The sequence below is a fragment of the Dyadobacter sp. BHUBP1 genome, assembly GCF_050587785.1.
Lineage (GTDB): Bacteria > Bacteroidota > Bacteroidia > Cytophagales > Spirosomataceae > Dyadobacter.
Map to the genome: position 1 here is coordinate 56862 of NZ_JBOBIH010000007.1, position 14709 is coordinate 71570.

Annotated in this window: 12 protein-coding genes; 8 read left to right on the forward strand and 4 right to left on the reverse strand. The window is 50.5% G+C overall.

Annotation, left to right across the window (positions count from 1 at the left end):
- Positions 1–520: 520 nt before the first annotated feature.
- Positions 521–1507, forward strand: a complete 987-nt coding sequence (locus tag ACQ4MZ_RS23960) for a DUF1259 domain-containing protein (protein WP_430849307.1) — start codon at positions 521–523, stop codon at positions 1505–1507.
- 42 nt (positions 1508–1549) lie between these two features.
- Positions 1550–2740 (forward strand): chromate transporter, encoded by a 1191-nt coding sequence (locus ACQ4MZ_RS23965; RefSeq protein WP_430849309.1) that lies wholly within the window; start codon positions 1550–1552, stop codon positions 2738–2740.
- A gap of 99 nt (positions 2741–2839) precedes the next feature.
- Here ACQ4MZ_RS23965 and ACQ4MZ_RS23970 read toward each other — a convergent pair whose 3' ends face one another.
- Together ACQ4MZ_RS23970 and ACQ4MZ_RS23975 are read right to left on the reverse strand one after the other, a co-directional pair.
- On the reverse strand, positions 2840–3667 hold the full coding sequence (locus ACQ4MZ_RS23970) for a universal stress protein (RefSeq protein WP_430849311.1): 828 nt from the start codon (positions 3665–3667) through the stop codon (positions 2840–2842).
- A gap of 34 nt (positions 3668–3701) precedes the next feature.
- Complete coding sequence (locus ACQ4MZ_RS23975; protein WP_430849313.1) at positions 3702–3923, reverse strand: dodecin family protein; 222 nt, start codon at positions 3921–3923, stop codon at positions 3702–3704.
- Between the two features lie 73 nt (positions 3924–3996).
- Here ACQ4MZ_RS23975 and ACQ4MZ_RS23980 point away from each other — a divergent pair, with 73 nt between their 5' ends.
- The gene (locus tag ACQ4MZ_RS23980; protein ID WP_430849315.1) at positions 3997–4209 is read left to right on the forward strand and encodes a hypothetical protein; all 213 of its coding nucleotides are present in this window, start codon (positions 3997–3999) and stop codon (positions 4207–4209) included.
- Positions 4210–4369: 160 nt separating this feature from the next.
- Here the strand turns inward: ACQ4MZ_RS23980 and ACQ4MZ_RS23985 are convergent, their stop codons facing one another.
- Both ACQ4MZ_RS23985 and ACQ4MZ_RS23990 read right to left on the reverse strand, forming a co-directional pair.
- Positions 4370–6742, reverse strand: a complete 2373-nt coding sequence (locus ACQ4MZ_RS23985; RefSeq protein WP_430849317.1) for a phosphoketolase family protein — start codon at positions 6740–6742, stop codon at positions 4370–4372.
- 10 nt (positions 6743–6752) lie between these two features.
- Positions 6753–7925: an acetate/propionate family kinase gene (locus tag ACQ4MZ_RS23990; RefSeq protein WP_430849319.1), complete on the reverse strand. Its 1173-nt coding sequence runs from the start codon at positions 7923–7925 to the stop codon at positions 6753–6755.
- 327 nt (positions 7926–8252) lie between these two features.
- Here ACQ4MZ_RS23990 and ACQ4MZ_RS23995 point away from each other — a divergent pair, with 327 nt between their 5' ends.
- From ACQ4MZ_RS23995 to ACQ4MZ_RS24015, 5 genes are all read left to right on the forward strand, one after another.
- The gene (locus ACQ4MZ_RS23995; RefSeq protein ID WP_430849321.1) at positions 8253–10739 is read left to right on the forward strand and encodes a YbcC family protein; all 2487 of its coding nucleotides are present in this window, start codon (positions 8253–8255) and stop codon (positions 10737–10739) included.
- A 34-nt stretch (positions 10740–10773) separates the two neighbouring features.
- Positions 10774–12642 carry a proton-conducting transporter membrane subunit gene (locus tag ACQ4MZ_RS24000; RefSeq protein WP_430849323.1) on the forward strand — a complete coding sequence of 623 codons (1869 nt, stop codon included), beginning with the start codon at positions 10774–10776 and terminating at the stop codon, positions 12640–12642.
- A 139-nt stretch (positions 12643–12781) separates the two neighbouring features.
- Positions 12782–13210 carry a DUF983 domain-containing protein gene (locus ACQ4MZ_RS24005; protein WP_430849325.1) on the forward strand — a complete coding sequence of 143 codons (429 nt, stop codon included), beginning with the start codon at positions 12782–12784 and terminating at the stop codon, positions 13208–13210.
- A 92-nt stretch (positions 13211–13302) separates the two neighbouring features.
- On the forward strand, positions 13303–13683 hold the full coding sequence (locus ACQ4MZ_RS24010) for a helix-turn-helix domain-containing protein (protein WP_430849327.1): 381 nt from the start codon (positions 13303–13305) through the stop codon (positions 13681–13683).
- A 76-nt stretch (positions 13684–13759) separates the two neighbouring features.
- Positions 13760–14518, forward strand: a complete 759-nt coding sequence (locus ACQ4MZ_RS24015; protein WP_430849329.1) for an SDR family oxidoreductase — start codon at positions 13760–13762, stop codon at positions 14516–14518.
- Positions 14519–14709 lie beyond the last annotated feature (191 nt).

Sequence of the window (14709 nt, forward strand, 5' to 3'; positions counted from 1 at the left end):
GCGTACAATTATACAGGTTACTTACATCAAACGTCCATCTGAAATGATCCGGGACATTTGCTGAATTAGAAATCCACGTTCCAATTAACTTATTCGGATTTATGAACAAGGTAGATTCGCTGCGACAGCAAATCAACACCAGCACAATCATAAAGTAAATCGCCTTCATCTCATATATTGGGAATGGTTATTTGATAGATTCTTATATTTATTAATAGTTGGACGCCATCGCGCGGAATTTAACTTGCTCATAAATTCTGCTCCTTCGGCTGCTATAACCAACGTGGTTGTGGACGTAGTCAACAAGCGGTATCGGTAGTAAACATTGCTGCCCTGGCGCGTATTGAGGTCAGATTGTTGCAAGAAGCCGCTGTACATACATTACCTTACATTGGAATTGGGTCCTCAAAAGTAAAATCCATACAAATCGTAATTTTCATTCTATCCTTTGGTATGGCAATGTGATAGTATTGCACCGTATCCATACGTCATGACAACATGATCCAACCAAACATAACCGATGATAAACGATACACTATTTTCCAGAAGAAACTGGCTGAAAACAAGTTCAGCTTTCACTGCCGCGGGGCTGGCGGGCTTTTATACGCCGGCGACCAGTGGTAAACCGTTAAAAACACCAGCGCTGTCGGCCGAAGAGATAGCTGCAATCGAAAGCGCAATCGGTAAAAAGGGTACTTACAATGAGGCCCAGGCGGTCCATACGATCGCTTTACCGAGAAATGACTTAAAAATTTCCATTAAATCAGAAAGTGTCCCGATTTCCTTTGGCTTCGGAGGCTGGGTTTCCATCAAAAAAACGGTGGATGGCAAATCGGCTGTACTGATGAGCGACACCGTGTTACTGCAAGAAGAGGTGAACCCGTTGATTTCAGCAGCGCAGGCAGCTGGCCTGGAAGTTGGAGCGATCCACAACCACTTCTTTTACGAGGAGCCGCGCATCTTTTACATGCACTTTCATGGAATGGGAAGCCCGGCAGAACTTGCGAAAAAATTCGCACTCGCGATCAAAGACGCCAAAATAGCTCCGGCTAACCAACCAGCCCAGACCGCTCCCGCTGCACAAACCGCTAAGGAGCTATTTGATATAAGTGCCTTGGATGCGATTGTCAAATACACGGGAGTGGTGAACGGACCGACTTATAAGTACACTGTCGGCCGTCAGGATATAACCGTCATGTCAATGGGTGCTGAAATGACCGCGGCTATCGGGTTGAATTCCTGGGCAAGTTTTGCTGGCACAAAAGCCAATGCCCACATTGCCGGCGATATCGCCATGCTGGGCCATGAGGTAAACAGCGTGATCAAAGTACTGCGTGAGCATAACCTGGAAGTGGTCGCAGTGCACAACCACATGCTTGACGAAGAGCCCCGGATGATTTTCCTGCACTATTATGGAAGAGGGGCTGCCGAAGAGCTCGCGAAAGGATTTCGCGCCGCGCTGGATATTCTTGGAAAAACACCTCATGGATCACATTCAAATCACTAAACCCTGCCCTGACTGATCAGATACCTTCAAACAAAAACATGTATGGAGCCTAGTACGGCGCAAAAAGACGTCATCAAGTATAGTCTTGCAGATATCACCAAATATTTCCTGAAACTGGGTGCTCTGGGCTTCGGCGGCCCGGTGGCATTGGTAGGTTACATGCACCGCGACCTCGTCGAGCAGCGCCAGTGGATCAGCGAAGACGAGTACCGGGAAGGTCTCGCTTTGGCACAACTCGCGCCTGGTCCTTTGGCCGCCCAGCTTGGGATCTACCTTGGCTACGTCCATTATGGAGTCTGGGGCGCCACATTGACGGGCCTTTCCTTTGTACTCCCCTCGTTTATTATGGTGGTATTGCTGGGTATGGCCTATAAAGTCTACGGAGGTCTGCCCTGGATGCAATCGGTTTTTTACGGTGTTGGTTCTGCCGTTATTGGGATCATTACCCTGAGTTGCTATAAGCTCACGCTCAAATCAGTAAGCAAGATTGAACCGGAGGCAATCAAAAGCCGCTGGCTGCTCTGGGTCTTTTTTCTGGCAATGGCCGTTGTCACGGCAATTCTGGAACGGGAAGAGGTCTGGCTTTTTATCCTTCTGGGGTTCGTGTATATGGCAGTGAAAGCGCCGCCCAAATGGATGCAAAAGAAGGGAAATGCGCTTTCTGCGATCCTTTTGACCGGAACCGGGTTCTGGCAGTTCCATCCAGGCAAACTTGTGCAGCTTGGATTGTTTTTTACCGAAGCCGGCGCATTTGTTTTTGGCAGTGGACTTGCAATCATCCCGTTTCTGCAAGCCGGGGTAGTCAACCAAATGGGGTGGCTTAATGAACAGCAGTTTCTGGACTCCGTAGCAGTGGCCATGATTACCCCGGGGCCGGTAGTGATCACCGTTGGTTTTATCGGTTTCCTCGTTTCGGGGTTCGCCGGCGCGGCCGTAGCGGCATTAGGGGTATTTTTTCCGTGCTTTGTTTTTACCGTTTTGCCTGCACCCTACTTTAAAAAAATAGCCAAAAACGCCAGTATCAAAGCATTTGTAGATGGGATTACAGCCGCGGTTGTCGGCGCTCTGGTAGGATCTGTGTTTGTCATCGCCACGCGCTCGATCGTGGACGTCCCCTCTGCCATTATCGCCATATTGACTGTTTTGGCCCTGATTTATATCAAAAAGATCCAGGAGCCGTATATCATTCTTGTTGCAGCTATTGTTGGCTTTTGCATTAAAACGTTCAGTTGAGACATATAGGAAGAATCCTGTTGTTCAGGTAATGAACAGCCTTTGCTAATTAAAAAGCAGGCCAAGTGATCGACCACTACAATTGGGTATGAACCTGCATTATGGATCAAAACCGGGTAAATTCAATACAGGAATACGGGCATTATGGGCCAGCTTCCCGGCCACGCTTCGATGGAACAACCCGGAAAGAAAACCATGTTTCCTATGCACAGCGACGATCATCGATGCATTGTGCAACTGTGAAAATGCCAGGATCTGTGCGGCAGTATCATCCCCCTCGATAAAATGAAATTTGGGATCGTACTGCGCGAACGTGCTGCGCAGAGCCGATAGGTCGGCGTCGTCTTCTGCCGCACGACGCTCTTCTCCCTCATACCGCACATTTACCACATGGAGCTCCGGCCTAAACGCATTGAGAATTTCCATTAGACGATTCGCCTGCCTAACCGGCAAATCTTGAAGGTCCGTGGTGAAAACCACCGTGGCAAGTGCACCGCCGATCAATGCTTCTTCCGGCACGATCAGCAATGGATACGCGCTGGTCCGCTGAATTTGAGTCGTAGTGCTTCCGACCAACAGTTTCTCTAATCCGGACTTACCCGCTACGCCGATGGCCATTATATCAATGGATTGCTCCTCGCACAGCGTGTTGATCCGTTCTGACAGATAGGCATCCTCGGCCATCAGGTCGATCGTGATGGTACTGTCTATCAAAGGCCTGATACGATCGTGCACTAAGCCGAGTTCCTGCATGCTTTCCAGGTAGATTTGCTGTCCATCCTGAACCACAGGTATTTCGGCCCCTCCAACAACCGTTTGAAATGCATGATATAAAACCACGCGGCTGATTTGCAACGGTCCTGTCAATCCACAGGCATATTCGGCAGCCCTAAAAGCCCCCTCCGAAAAATCCGTTAATATCAACATCGATTTCATGGCGTCGATAATATGTACCCCGGTGTCAGGTTTGCGGCCCGCCGCCGCCCAGCAGTTCAAAGCTGATCTTGCCCGTGATACGGTACTCGGTAATCCGGTCTTGCTCGACAACCGCAGTAAGTTCCTTGACGTAAATCGACCGGATATTCTTCAATGTTTGGGCGGCGTGTGTTACAGCCGTCTGGGCCGCGTCCTCCCAGCTTTCGGTGGAATTGGCCATTACCTCGATGACTTTTATAACAGACATAGTAATCGACGTTTAGTGACAGAAAACACCCCGCATTACCGGGCTGCGAAAGCTGGAAAACGTGTCAATAAACATGCCCCTGGCAAAAGCCGCTGTTACAGTATGTATTGTGGAAAATTACCGCCAATTCCCATCCCCGCTGGGGAACGCCTTCCCGGCTGGTATCCAGGCCGGATATTTGCTATTTTTTGCTATTGATGGAAAATGGCTCGCCAACTCGAAGGTTTCAGATACTCTGCTGCACAAAAAAGGCTGTTTCCTTTTACGAAAACAGCCTTTTTATTAGTCTTTTCCTTTCGCTGGAATTGTCCAGACCAAGTTCTAAGGATTTATTCTCAGATCTGATAGTAAGCTTTGTTTAGCCAGCTATCAGGCCACTCCTCAAAGACTAACACGATCAATAGCTAAATAACCGTGCCACAAAGTGCCATGAAGCACCCGTACGCCTATTTAAAATCCGCTCCGACATTCCATTTCCACTCCCGCACTTCGGGCATGTCTTGTCCGTGTTCGTTGATGTAGGCCCTGTGCCGGATCAGCGTTTCTTCCATCAATTGGCCGAGATAGGTAGTAGCGCTGCTGGTTTCAGGTAGTCTCTCGATCACTTCGCGTACGAGGTGAAACCGGTCGAGCCCGTTCAACACCGTCATATCAAAGGGTGTGGAAATGGTACCTTCCTCCTGATATCCTTTCACATGAAAGTTGTTGTGGTTGGTGCGGTTATAAGTAAGCCGGTGAATAAGCCACGGGTAGCCATGATAGGCAAAAATCACCGGCTTGTCACGGGTAAAAAGCAGGTCAAAATCCCGGTCATCGAGCCCGTGCGGGTGCGCGCGGTTCGATTGCAGTTTCATCAGGTCGACCACATTCACGACCCGGATCCTCAGCGCCGGAAGGTGTTTTCTCAAAATGCTGACTGCCGCCAGCGTCTCGAGCGTAGGCACATCGCCCGCACAAGCCATCACCACGTCCGGGTCGTGCTCATGGTCGTTGCTTGCCCAATGCCATATACCTATGCCCATACTGCAATGCGTGATAGCTGCCTTCATTTCCAGCCACTGCGGGGCCGGGTGCTTGCCGGCAATAATGACATTTACATAATGCTTCGACCGGAGGCAGTGGTCGGCTACCGATAACAGGCAGTTGGCATCCGGTGGCAGGTACACCCTGACAATTTCTGCTTTTTTGTTGATCACATGGTCAATAAATCCAGGGTCCTGATGCGTGAACCCGTTATGGTCCTGTCTCCATACATGTGATGACAGCAGGTAATTTAAAGACGCGATTTTCCTTCGCCAGGGAATACCGAGCGTCACTTTCAGCCACTTCGCATGCTGGTTAAACATCGAATCGACAATGTGGATGAAAGCTTCATAGCTATTAAAAAGGCCATGGCGGCCCGTAAGCAAGTAGCCTTCCAGCCAGCCTTGACATAAATGCTCACTGAGAACTTCCAGCATGCGTCCCTCGGTGGCAAGAAATTCATCCTCTTTATTGATTGGGGCCATCCACTGCCGGGATGAGGCCTCAAATACAGCGTCCAGCTTGTTGGAAACTGTTTCATCCGCCCCGAAAATCCGAAAATTACGTGTGGCTGCATTGGCTTTGATGACATCCCGCAAAAAACGCCCCAGTACAGTGGTGTCTGAAGCACTCTCTTCCCCCGGGGCGGGAACTGTCACGGCATATTGCGTAAAGTCAGGCATTTGCAGGTCCCTGAGCAGCAATCCGCCATTGGTATGCGGATTGGCGCCCATCCTGCGGTCGCGCGCAGGAGCCAGCGCCGCAATGCCGGCATATAAACGGCCCGCTTCGTCAAAAAGCTCGTCTGGCCGGTAACTCCGCAGCCATTCTTCCAATTGAGGCAGATACTGATGATGCAACGCTGGCGAGGGCAACGGAACCTGATGTGAACGGAACGTCCCCTCGATCTTCTTGCCGTCCACCTCCTGCGGGCCTGTCCACCCCTTGGGAGACCGGAGCACGATCACCGGCCATACTGGCCGGTGCAAATGTCCCATGTTCCGTGCACCGGATTGAATGCTTTGGATTTGATGAACGGCCCGGTCCATTGCCGATATCATTTCTCGGTGCATCTGCATGGGGATTTCCCCTTCCACGAACAGCGGTTCCCAACCACAACCTCGCAGAAAATCCCCGAGCTCCTGACGGCTAATGTTAGCCAGAACGGTGGGATTGGCAATTTTGTAGCCGTTCAGGTGCAGGATCGGCAGTACGGCCCCATCCGTAACCGGGTTAAGAAACTTGTTGGAATGCCAGGCCGCTGCCAGTGGCCCGGTTTCAGCCTCTCCGTCGCCAACTACACTGGCTGCGATGAGCCCCGGATTGTCCAGCACTGCTCCGAAAGCGTGACTCAATGAATAGCCGAGCTCCCCGCCTTCGTGAATGGATCCCGGGCATTCAGGCGAAGCGTGGCTCGGGATACCGCCAGGAAAGGAAAACTGCCTGAACAGCTTCTGCAGTCCTTTCTCGTCCTGACTGATTTCCGGATAAATTTCCGAGTAAGTTCCTTCCAGATAAGTGTTTGCAACCACCGAAGGCCCACCGTGCCCCGGACCGGAAATATAAAACATGTCCAGATCGTACAGCCGAATAACCCTATTCAAATGAGCATATATAAAGTTCTGACCCGGCGTAGTTCCCCAATGGCCCAGGATGTTCCTTTTAACGTGCTCAGGCCGCAACGGACGGCGCAGCAACGGATTTTCGAGCAGGTAAAGCTGACCAACCGACAGATAGTTGGCTGCCCGCCACCATCCATCGACCATTTCCAGATCGTTCATGTTAATCTCTGCCATAATCGGTTTTTTAGCTTGCATTATCCAGCACCTGCTGGGTTTGTTCAGCGATAATTTGCTCTTCATCCGTCCGGATCATGTACACACGCGTGGACCCAGATGAGCGGGAAATTTCAAACGCATTGTGCTTGTTGCTGGTCTCATCCAGAGAAATGCCGAGAAAACCCAACCCGTCACAAATCTGTGCCCTGATGGCCGGGAAATTTTCCCCGATTCCTCCGGAAAAAATCACCGCATCCAGCCCTCTTAGTGCACCGCAGAGGCCACAGAGCGCTTTTCGGGCCTGGTAGCAGAATAAATCGACAGCTTGCCTCGCGCGAATATCCTGCCGAGCCTCTTCGAGCAGTTCTCCGATGTCCGCGGTCGTATCCGACACGCCTAGCAGGCCGCATTCGGATTGTACCAGTTTCTCAATTTCAGTCAAACCAAACCCTTCCGATCTCATCAGGTAAGTCAGTATGCCCGGATCCATGTCGCCGGGGCGGGAGCCCATCATCAGCCCGGCTTCGGGAGTAAACCCCATCGTCGTATCTATACTTTTCATCTCCCTGACCGCCGTCATACTTGCTCCACTACCCAGGTGCGCGATGACTAGTCTGCCTCCGGCAGCTTCCTCGCCTACCCTATTCCTGAATTCGCGGAGCAAATAGGTACACGACAACCCATGGAAGCCATAACGTACGATTCCCTTTTGGGTCAGATACCGCGGAAGAGGCATCATCCGGGCCACCTCAGGCAGACCTGCGTGAAAGGCCGTGTCAAAACATGCCACATGCAGCACGTCGGGCAATAGCTTTTTAATACTGTCGATGACCGCCAACGCGGGGTTCATATGAATTGGCGCGAGCAGCTTGTTTTCATTCAGCTCGGTCAGTACCTCGTCTAAAATCAACACCGGCCGCCTGCGGTTGCGTCCATGAACGATCCTGTGCCCGACTGCTCTGATGCCGCCCAGCAAATGGACATTTTCCAGATATGAGACGATCTGTGCCAGTGCCTCCTCAGCACCGCCGATCGGAGCAACGCGCGTGTCACTGCCCTCGACCTGCATAGACGACTTTCCGCTTCCGATTTGGTTAATTTTCCCTTTCAGTATTTTTTCACCCGCTCGGCGATAAACACCGAACTTGATGCTGGAAGAGCCGCAGTTAATCACCAGTATGATGAAGTTATCACTATTCACGACTTTGTAGAGAGTTATCTCCGTTGAAAGTGGGAAATCAGCAGCGAGAAATTGCTCAATAACTATGCCTTCGGCGAGGTATTTCCCAAAGCGAGCTTACGACTCGTGCCGGGCAGCTGCTCACCCGCTCCATTTGCCCCGCTTTCCTCAACAATTTCTTCCACCGCACTTGTCTTACTACACGATATATTTATATATTTGAATATTCTAATATAATAGAGCCCAAGTAGCAAACCCATTGCATGTTTATAAGGCTGAATTGTTCAAAACTGAGGATTCATCGCCATTAGAAGCACTCGCGGATCTAGTTCAGGCAGCAGTAAATAAATGAATGCGTCAATTAGTGATAATCAGAATGAAACTGGCTTATTCGATGAGCAAGAAACGCTTCTGTTGCTAAAACGCTATTTGCCGTCGCAACCACCCCTGAAAGACTTTATCCATCACAACCCGCTGCATGGTTTTCAGGACCTGAAATTTGAAGACGGACTAACACTCGCTTCCAGGATCTTTGGCTACCATGTTCATTTGCCATTGGGGGAATACAGATCCCTCTACCAATCCGGCAAAATCAGTAGTGAGGCGCTCCATCGGGTTGTGCATGAAAAACATGGCCCGGATAGTTTCCAGGAATGGGAAGACCGGCTTCTTTTCAGGCAATACCATCCCAAAGAACACTGCCGTATCGGATCTCTGCGCTCAAACTGGAAGAGAACACATCAGATTGACCTTGATGCACAGACGCACCCTATCCTATTTCGCATTTTATGCAGCTATCTGGACCAGGGGATAGCTACCTGGACGTGTCCTGTGGCCCCGGAAGGCTTTCTTGCATCCGTGCGTGAAATGGAAAGCAACGGCCTGGTAAGCTTTTTCAGGACTACCCGCGCCTCCCGACTGCTAACCGATACCATATGCGATATAAGGGACCTTCTCAATATCCTTGTAGGCCGCTCCGCGCTATATCAGCAGTACCTGTTTGATCAGCAGTTTTCTCACCCGGGATGGTCGGGAATGGCAGCCTGGATTGAAAAAAATCCCAACGGGCTTTCCATTGAGCGAAAAATTTCCCTGACCGAGCTAATTCAGCTCGAATTGCTTCTGGAAATAGACGCCCTGGATTTTCGTTTTGGTCTGCACTGGTTACCATTAGGCAGCCGGATCCGATGGACACAGCAAAATATTTTCGCACCGGCGCAGCAAAGCGAACTGGAGCAGGTACTGACGATCTGGCAAAATGCCTTTGAATGGACCTATTATGATCGTGTTCTGGCTATGCTTTCTACACAGAAAGAAGAACGCACCGGGCTGGTCGACAAATCTTTCCAGGCGCTGTTCTGCCTGGACGATCGTTCCGGTTCGCTTCGCAGACATCTGGAGCAGGCAGACCCGGGTTGTGAGACATTTGGGACACCGGGATTCTTTGAGGCCGCCTTTTTCTTTCAAGCCCGGCCGGGCGCGCCCTATACCAAGCAAGCACCGGCGGGCATTAAGCCAAAGCACCTGATCAAACAGGTAGGGCAACTACAAGCCCGAGGTACGCATTTTAATTTGCCCAGGAGCTCAAACTCGCTTTTCCGCGGCTGGCTCATCTCTCAAACACTCGGTTTTTGGGCAACTTTTAAATTGCTCGTCAACATTTTCAGGCCATCGTCGAGTCTGGTCGCCAACGCCTCCATCGCCGAACAGGACCATGCTCCATGGCTGAGTATTGAAAACGTCACCAGTTATCAGAAAGAAAATAATCTCCAGATAGGCTACACCATCCAGGAAATGGCCGGCTGCGTGGAGGGTTTGCTGCGAAGCATTGATCTGACTGCTGATTTTGGCCGGCTCGTTTATGTGATCGGACATGGGGCCAGCAGCGTCAACAACCCCCACTACGCTGCATATGATTGCGGGGCATGCTCGGGCAATGCCGGAGGCGTCAACGCCAGGGCTTTTGCATGGATGGCCAACAACAAGCAGGTAAGGCGCCTGTTGGGTTTAAGGGGAATCATAATTCCGGATCAGACCCAATTCCTTGCCGCGTTCCACGACACTACCAGGGACGATCTCATTTTCTACGACCGGCATATTCTTTCAGAGAAAAATCTGGTAATGCATGTGTCAGCCAAAACTGCCTTCGCAACGGCGCTCGACCTGAACGCGAAGGAAAGGGCTGCCCGGTTTGCCTTCATTGATCCAGGCCTGACACCGGAACAGGCACACCATCTGGTCAGGTCCAGATCTGTGTCCCTGTTTGAACCCCGCCCCGAGCTGAACCATGCAACGAACGCGGTTTGTATTGTTGGGCACCGCGCCCTGTCGAAAGGTCTGTTTTGGGACAGACGCCTGTTTATGAATTCATACAACCATGCCCACGACCCCGATGGCGAGGGCCTGAAAGATATTCTGGAATCTGCCACACCGGTTTGTGCCGGCATTAACCTGGAATATTTCTTCTCCCGAACCGATGTGCAGCGAATTGGAGCAGGTAGCAAACTCCCGCACAATGTCATGGGACTCTTTGGGGTTGCCAACGGCATTGAAGGAGACCTCCGAACGGGATTACCAAGCCAGATGACTGAAATTCATGACCCGGTACGGCTGCTTATAATCGTCGAACACTTTCCGGACGTCGTCTGGAAGGTTATTCAAAAATCCCAGCAACTCCGTCAGTGGTTTGCCGGAGAATGGGTTCGTTTGGTAGTAATCGACCCATCGACCCGGACATTCCACAAGCTCGACCAGGGCACGCTGGCCCCATATAGCCCTCCAGCCAATCCCGGCCATATTGCCCGGGCAGCGAACCATTATTCAAACGTGGCATGAAAAATCCACTACTCTATTTATCCAGGCCGCAATCATGACCACTTTTATCATCGCGTTGCTTGCCGTTCCTTTGGCGGGCTTTCTTGTCTGCCTGGCCGTTCCTGCAAAAAATGAGCGGCTGATTTCGGAGGTGGTACAGCTTACCACGTTCATGCAACTGGTCAGCTCGCTGGCATTCGTTTTCCTATGGATAATGAGCGATAACGCAGTCGTGACCTTTAACAGTGCCGCTCTGTTCAAATCCGGCCATTACGAATACAGTTTGAATTTTCTCTTTGATAAAATCACCTCCGTGTTCCTGGTCACCGGCACTATCCTGACTTTTCTGGTCACAACTTACAGCCGTCGGTATCTCCACAGGGAGCAGGGCTACAAACGGTATTTTTACACATTATTACTTTTTTATGTAGGGTACAACACCAGCATCTTGTCGGGAAATTTTGAGACGCTTTTTATCGGCTGGGAAATCCTCGGCATCACTTCTTTCCTGCTCATCTCGTTTTACCGCGACCGCTACCTGCCTGTAAAAAATGCGGTAAAAGTGTTTTCAATCTACCGTTTGGCGGATGTGGGCGTATTGCTGGCCGTCTGGGCAAGCCATCACCTCTGGAGCAGTTATATGAGCTTCGAGAAGCTCTCCGATTACAATCTGATAGACAAACAATTACACGCTCACCACCAGGTTGGTATTGTTATATCAATTTTGATTATCCTGGCTGCGTCGGCCAAGTCAGCCCAGCTTCCTTTTTCGTCGTGGTTACCGAGAGCGATGGAGGGGCCAACGCCTTCGACAGCGATTTTCTACGGCGCTCTTTCAGTACACGCAGGCGTGTATCTTTTGTTGAGAACATACCCTTTCTGGCAGCATCAGTGGGAAATCCGCGTCATGGTTGGTGTCATTGGGATATTGACCAGCATTGTAACTACTGGTATCGCCCGGGTGCAATCGTCCGTAAAAAGTCAGATCGCTTATGCGTCCATTTCACAGATCGGACTGATTTTTATGGAAGTATCAGCGGGCTTTCAAAGTCTGGCGCTGCTGCACTTCGCCGGGAATGCCTTTTTAAGGGCAACCCAACTTTTGGTCTCACCTTCGGCGGTAAGCCAACTGATCGCGCTGCACGAACGCCCTAAGACGCGTGCAATACCCGGCTTGGAGAGGCTCGTTTCAGATCGTGTGCGGACCGGACTATATGTTCTTTGCCTTAAAGAATGGGGGCTGGACTTTTTTATGTACCGTTTTCTTTGGAATCCATTTAAAAGGTTAGGTGAAAAACTTCGTTTTCTGACTGCCCGTCGGACAGCCCTGTTTTTCGCGGTGCTTTATCTGCTCGGGATCTTTTTTTGTTTGAATACCGCGCTGGTCCCGCCACCATTAATGGCCTGGTTACCGGTCGCGTTTTCTTTCACCGGGCTAATGATGACGGTCAGATCCTTTACAGAAAGAAAAAATGTCTGGCGGAGCTGGGTATTGATTATCATGAATCACCTTTGGGTGGTGCTAGCCATTTCGTTCAATGACACAGTCCCTATGGTTCACATTGTATTGTACCTGAGCGGTGTCATCGTCGGTGGCCTTGTGGGATACTGGTGTCTTTACCGGCTCCGAAAATCGGAAAGATATATCGGACTGGGTCAGTTTCACGGACATATTCAGCGCCATGGCGGGATTGGTATCACTTTCCTGCTTGCGTCGCTGGGGCTTGCAGGCTTTCCTATCACGCCCACATTTGTCGGGGAAGATCTGGTCTTTTCCCATATCCATCCAAACCAAATTTTACTTGCCCTGCTGGTTTCGTTAGGATGTATCCTCAACGGAATAGCGCTGATACGCATCTATGCCAGGGTCTTTCTCGGGCCAAATATGCGGTCACAATATGAGCTGACATACCGTTCGTCCTGACCGGGCTGATGAACGACCGTTAGGCAAACCAAACAGACTGAACCCGACAGGCGGTAATGTACAACTCACTGAGAATTGATTGATTTACATTGAAAAAGGGGCTACAATCGAAGGATAATCCCGTTAACCGAAACTAATAATGACGCAGCAAGACACAAAAGCGACGAACGATGGTATCCCTGGCGTTGACAAACCCGCCCTTTTATTAAGCAGCATTGTAAGAATGAAATGTCCGCGGTGCAGAAAAGGCGACCTCTTCGTTACAAAAAACCCCTACTCGTTCAAGAATAGCCTGACAATGCCCGACAACTGTCAGGTTTGTGGCCAGGACTTCAAGATAGAACCGGGGTTTTACATCGGTGCACTTTGGACCAGCTTCCCGATTGTTATACTGATCCTGGCACTATTGTCTGTAATCCTGCTGGTATTGCTTGGCCTCTCCCTGGAACTGTTCTTCGTTTTGATCACGATTTTCCTGCTGGCATTGCAGCCTCCGATCATCAGACTGGGCAGGTCTATTTGGATACACATTTTTGTCGGCTTCGAGCACCCCGGCGATCGAACATAAACCTTTATGGCTCTTCCGACGTTTGCAGAACGTTGATCGCCCGCTTTGGCGATTATATTGGGCATTACATTACAATTTTTGCAAATCCGGTTATGGCAACAGAAGAAAGCACCGCAGCACGGCACACGGAATTGATCAACGCGTACTTCGAACTGATCGATTCCCATCTTTCGGACCTGGCTGCCGGTCGTCAAACGGAAATGATGGAGCTTAACGACATTGCCGACGAGCTATGCGTTTCCCATAAACATCTGATTGCGGTTGTCAAACAGGCAACAGGAAACCATCCGTGTCATTTTTATATTCAAAAGATCCTGGAAAAAGCCAATGCGATGATGGATGAGACGGATTACCCGGTTGCCGAGATCGCCCGGAAGCTCAGCTATGACCCCTCCAATTTCACCAAATTCTACAAAAAATATACTGGAATAACGCCCGGTCAATACCGGCAGCGGATGTTGGTCACCGGCTGAAAAATCTGAAAAGTTCACCATAACCACTCCGCGCGGCGACTCTACCTTTGACATTATTAACTAAAAATCAACAATAATGTCAAGAAACGATCTCAAAGGTAAAGTGGTGTTAATCGCAGGCGGCGGCAAGAACCTCGGAGGTTTGCTCGCCCGCGATTTTGCGAAGAAAGGTGCCAGTAAACTTGCCATTCATTACAACAGCGAAAGTTCCCGTTCCGAAGCGGAGGCAACACTCGCTGCCGTGAAGGCCGAAGGGGCCGATGGGTTCCTTTTCCAGGGTGACCTCACCCAGATTGGTAATATCACCAGATTTTTCGACGAAACCATTGCGCGTTTCGGCGGCATCGACATCGCTGTTAATACCGTCGGCAAGGTGTTGAAAAAGCCCTTCGCCGAGACTACGGAAGCCGAGTATGACAGCATGGCCGATATTAACGCCAAAGTTGCGTACTTTTTTATCCGGGAAGCAGGCAGCAAGCTCAACGAAAACGGCAAGATTTGCACGATTGTTACGTCTCTGCTGGCCGCTTACACCGGTTTATATTCTACCTATGCAGGGCAAAAAGCGCCGGTGGAGCATTATACCCGCGCCGCTTCCAAGGAGTTTGGCGCCAGGGGCATTTCCGTCACTGCCGTTGCTCCGGGCCCGATGGATACTCCATTCTTTTACGGCCAGGAAAGTGCCGATGCAGTAGCGTATCATAAGTCAGCTTCCGCGCTAGGAGGACTGACCAATATCAGCGATATCGCCCCGCTGGTAACGTTTCTGGTAACAGATGGCTGGTGGATCACCGGTCAGACGATTTTCGCCAACGGCGGGTATACGACCCGTTAGCGATTGAAAAAGTGTGGCGGGGGTGTGATTCCCGTCACACTTTTTTTGTGACATGTCAAAGCGTATCGCCTACAATCGCGAATACCACATTACCACCTGATCATGCCATTGCATTGCCCACAAGGCCGCCGGTGCGTTTTCCGGCGGTCTAAATTTTAACCAAAGTGAAAATCTTGTCGGACAGGTTATCC